General features: G+C 62.6%; 4 protein-coding genes. All 4 read right to left on the bottom strand.

Annotated features, from left to right (window positions below; translation table 11 throughout):
- Window positions 1-1,047 (bottom strand): type IV pili methyl-accepting chemotaxis transducer N-terminal domain-containing protein (locus tag WCA53_RS02390; RefSeq protein ID WP_423905083.1); only part of this gene is annotated, 1,047 nt, incomplete at its 3' end.
- A 52-nt stretch (window positions 1,048-1,099) separates the two neighbouring features.
- The gene (gene mobB / locus WCA53_RS02385) at window positions 1,100-1,645 is read right to left on the bottom strand and encodes a molybdopterin-guanine dinucleotide biosynthesis protein B (protein WP_423905080.1); all 546 of its coding nucleotides are present in this window, start codon (window positions 1,643-1,645) and stop codon (window positions 1,100-1,102) included.
- Window positions 1,642-2,379, bottom strand: coding sequence for a peptidylprolyl isomerase (locus tag WCA53_RS02380; RefSeq protein WP_423905078.1), 738 nt, complete (start codon window positions 2,377-2,379; stop codon window positions 1,642-1,644). The genes mobB and WCA53_RS02380 overlap by 4 nt, the downstream gene beginning before the upstream one ends.
- Window positions 2,380-2,401: 22 nt before the next feature.
- A partial coding sequence (gene narI / locus WCA53_RS02375) for a respiratory nitrate reductase subunit gamma (RefSeq protein ID WP_423905076.1) occupies window positions 2,402-3,053 on the bottom strand: 652 nt, incomplete at its 5' end.

The raw sequence follows: 3,053 nt of genomic DNA, 5'->3' as shown, positions 1-3,053 counted from the left end.
CAACACGGTCGACCCGCCGGTCGCCGCTGCACCGCACGCACAGGCGTTCGCCGCCATGCAGCGTGGCGCGCGCAGCAGAGAGTCGGGCAAGCCCTCTGAGACCACCGCATGAAGGCGCGCGCCATCTTGAGCGAGTACGCGAACCGAACCGGCGTCGGCGTCGAACTGGCGCATGACACGCGCGAGAAAACCACGGCATAGCACTTCCATGTCGTGCGCCTCATGCAGGAACGAGGTCATTTCGTAAAGCGCGACCAGTTCGCCATTGCGCGTGGCGAGCAGCGCGGTCTTGCGCGCCACACGCTGTGCGAACTCTTGATAGAGGCTCTGAAGTTCATTTGCCATCCGGTTGAAGCCCTGCGCGAGATGACCGAATTCGTCGCGGGTGTCGACCGGGAGACGGGCGCCGAACTCACGCTTCTCAATGCGCGCAAGGCCATGGTCAAGACGCCGGACTGGCGTGACGAACCACGCGTACAGCAAGTAGACGATCGCGATGGTGCCCGCGCAAGCAAGCACGGCGAGCGCGATCTGCCAGCGGCGCAGCCAGGATGTCTTGTGGGCGTTGTCGCGCTCGATCATGCTGACAAGCGCATCGGCTTGAGCGACGAATGCGGGCAGCCGTTCGAGGTACAGCGACGGCCCGATGCTGGACGCAATCGAAGGCTTGAGCGAGTCGCGCCAGGTCCGCGATACCGCGTCGAACTGGGCGCGAATGCCGGACGTCGATGGAAGGAAAAGCGGCCGTTCGGGGTCTCCCCGTTGCAGGTGAGCGAGCGTCAGGTCGAGCAGGGCGAGTTCCCGATCGACGCCGCTGGCGTCCTTTCCTGCAAGTTGGATTGCGACGTTGCCGGCGCGCATGCGCAAGCTTCCGGCGTCGTTGATGGCCGCTCCGGCGCCTTCGAGTTGCCACGAGAGCCAGAGGGTGCCCGCTATCATCGACAATACGAGTGCGAGCGCTACGCCCGACAACGCGACAATACGCGTGAAAAGGCGGTATCGAAACGGCGTGGCCGGCGAGGCAGCGTGAAGCGCAATAGTGGACATGGTGCTGCGTGACGCCGTGATGCAAGGGGCATCGATTATCCGGTGCGCCCGGCTATGGCGGCGAGAGTCCGACTGTTTTACATATGAACTCGCCAATCAGCGTAATGCTGTCCAGAGGCAGGATCGCGATTGCGGGTGCGTCATGAAGCCGCAGTGCGTCGTCCGTCGCGATGCCTACGATCGTCGCAATGGTTAAAGCATCGGTTAAATAAAGCGGTTGCTTTGCAGCGACGGGCCGCACGACTTCCAGGCGTGGCAGCGCCTCGCGCGTAAAGCCCTCCACCAGCGTGAGGTCAGCCTGCGATAACCGCGCGATCAACTCGGCCAGCGGCGGTTCGGGCATATCGTGCAATTCGCGAAGAATGGCGTATCGGTACGGGGACGCGACCAGGACCTCACCCGCGCCCGCCGCGCGAAAACGTGAACTGTCCTTTTGCGGCGGTTCAAGTTCGATCGGGTGATGACTGTGCTTCACCACATTCACCACCCAGCCGCGCGCGCGAAACCACGGCAGCAGCGCTTCGATCAAGGTCGTCTTACCCTGTCCAGAACGCCCGCAAATTCCGAAAATACGGGGTTTCGCCGCTGTTTCGTTCATGTTGCCACTCCGTCCTTCCACCCTTCAATGTGTGCGCGTGCCACCGCGTCCGTCAGGTACTGCCGCTCGGCCAGATCGCGAGCTGCCAGCGACATGGCGTTGCGAATGCGCGCTTCGGCCTGATCGAACGGTAACACCTTGCCCGGCGTTTTCTCATGAACCCGCACAATGTGAAAGCCGAATTCCGTTTCCACGAGTGAAGGGCAGAGCGTCTCGGCCGGCATAGCAAACACCGCGCGTTCGAAGGCCGGCACCGTGTCGCCGCGGCCGATCTCGCCAAGCGCGCCGCCATCGACGCTAGAGGGACAGTTCGACAGCGTGCGCGCGAGGTGCACGAAACGAAGCTCCAGGTCGCTAGGGGCCTCGCGCAACTGATCGAGAGCCTGCTGTGCACGCTGTCGCAACGCCACCAGGTCGACACGCTCCGTCACTTGAAACAGGATGTGGCTCACGCGCACCTTCTGGCCGACACGCCAGCGCTCCAGGTCGGCAAGATAGTGCCGTTCGCACTCCTCATGCGTTGGATCGGGTACATCCGCTGTTTCGCGCGTCAGCAATGCCTCGATCATGGCTTCGTCGCTGGCGCCGCTCGCGATGCCGCAGCGCGCGGCTTCGTCGAGCAACACGCGGCGCAATACCGCTGCCGTCAGCGCCGATTGATGTGAATCGGACGCACTCAGCTCGCGCTCGATGTCGGTATCGGCGAGTTCCACGCCGTTGACAATGATTGCCATGATGATCGCTCCTCTGTACGGATCAGCGCGGGCGCACGAGTTGCCATGCGCGAGTAAGGTAGGTGACGGAAGCAAAGCCGCTCCACACGTGCACGAGCCGGGTGAACGGAAAGATCACGAAGAGCGACATGCCCATGAACAGATGCATGCGGAACACGAGCGGTGCCGCTGCCACGTATTGCGCCGCGTCGCCCTGGAATGTAACGACGTGCTGCGCCCATGTCATGAGCTGCAGCATCATGTGCCCGTCCATGTGATCTGCGGACGCGCGGATCGTCGATAAGCCGAGCAGCAGCGTGACAAGAATCCACACCAGCAGGACTTTGTCGCCCGTGCGCGTGACTGCGGACACACGGGCGTTGGTGATCCTGCGATGAACCAAAATCAGCAAGCCGATGAGCGTGATCGTTCCCATCACGCCGCCTGCGATCATCGCGACGGCTTGTTTCGTGCCATGTTCGACACCGAGCCAGTCCCACACTGCAACCGGCGTGAGCAGGCCCGCAAGATGCCCGAAGAAAAGGCCCAGGATGCCGATATGAAACAAGATGCTGCCTAGCCGCAGATTGCCGCGATGGAGCATCTGCGAGCTGTCCGCCTTCCACGTGTACTGCTCGCGCTCGAAGCGCGCGAGGCTGCCGAACAGGAAAATGACCGCCGCAATGTACGGATAA

The organism is Caballeronia sp., from assembly GCF_049581465.1.
Classification (GTDB): domain Bacteria; phylum Pseudomonadota; class Gammaproteobacteria; order Burkholderiales; family Burkholderiaceae; genus Caballeronia.
This window is presented reverse-complemented; position numbering and strand designations above follow the sequence as displayed.